The organism is Cognatiyoonia sp. IB215182, from assembly GCF_033963905.1.
Classification (GTDB): Bacteria; Pseudomonadota; Alphaproteobacteria; order Rhodobacterales; family Rhodobacteraceae; genus Yoonia.
The window spans coordinates 1-775 of the sequence record NZ_JAXBMB010000070.1 but is presented as its reverse complement, the minus strand read 5'-3'; the positions used below and the strand labels follow the sequence as shown (position 1 = coordinate 775).

Sequence of the window (775 nt, the reverse complement as noted above, 5' to 3'; positions counted from 1 at the left end):
ACGCGTATGATCCAACACTTCCTTGGCGGCCAGGACGAAGCGTGGTTCGTTCTGATCCACGTTGCGATCGAAGCGCAGGCCGGCGGTGCTTTGGCACGGATGCCGAGTGTCATCGAAGCCGTGCAGTCCGAGGACGAAGGCATGGTTCAGACCCTCCTCATAGAAATGGCCGACGTCTGGGCCGAGATCAACGCGATCTTCGACCGGATGCCGGAGCGCTGCGATCCGTACATCTATTTCGAGCGCGTGCGGCCCTACATCCACGGCTGGAAGGACAATCCAGCCCTGCCAAACGGACTGCGCTACGAAGGTGTCGAACGTTTCGGGTCGGTCGGTCAGGCATTCAGGGGGCAAACCGGGTCACAATCGTCAATCGTACCTGCGATGGACGCTCTTCTGGGTGTCGGGCACGCGCATGATCCGATGAAGGCCTATCTTGACGAGTTACACATGTACCGCCCGCCTGCGCACCGGCGCTTCGTTGAGGATGTTCGGTCCGAAAGCGAGTTGCGAGAGTTTGTCGCGCGCTGCGGATTGCCCAGCCTCGTGGAAGCCTACAATGCGAACATCCAGGCGGTCGCCGATTTTCGGTCGCGGCATCTTGAATACGCCGCATCCTACATCAACCGGCAGTCCCGTATCGCAGCAGGCAACGACACTGACATTGGCACCGGCGGAACACCATTCATGCGTTATCTCAAGAAGCACAGAGATGAGACAAACCAAAGGTTGCTGCCTGTTCGCAGAAGAAGAACAGCATAGACACAAAGTCCCT

The 775-nt window shown here is 58.5% G+C and carries 1 protein-coding gene; it reads left to right on the top strand.

Annotation, left to right across the window (positions count from 1 at the left end; translation table 11 throughout):
• Window positions 1-762: hypothetical protein (locus SLH47_RS26300; protein ID WP_320244105.1), on the top strand; the 762-nt coding region annotated here is incomplete at its 5' end.
• Window positions 763-775: the final 13 nt, after the last annotated feature.